Here is a 246-nt window from a genome sequence, read left to right as displayed (position 1 = left end):
ACCAGTACTAATAGGTCGAGGGCTTATTCAACAATTTATACAGTGTGATTTATTTCTATGCAATTTTGAAAGAATATATCTTTACAAATGAGATTTATTCTGATATAATACATCTTGTGTCTATGACACGATAGTATTATTCGCTAATGTGCATACACATTAGAATGACTGTTCCGCGATAGCTCAATGGTGGAGCACTCGGCTGTTAACCGATAGGTTGGAGGTTCGAGTCCTCTTCGCGGAGCC

The 246-nt window shown here is 38.2% G+C and carries 1 tRNA gene; it reads left to right on the top strand.

What is annotated here, in order from left to right:
* The first annotated feature begins 172 nt into the window (after nucleotides 1-172).
* A tRNA-Asn gene (locus tag ACVHXK_RS18965) sits at nucleotides 173-244 on the top strand.
* Nucleotides 245-246: the final 2 nt, after the last annotated feature.

The sequence above is a fragment of the Clostridium sp. DL1XJH146 genome, assembly GCF_054819755.1.
The sequence above is the reverse complement of the archived record's forward strand: the minus strand, read 5'-3'. Positions and strand labels throughout refer to the sequence as shown.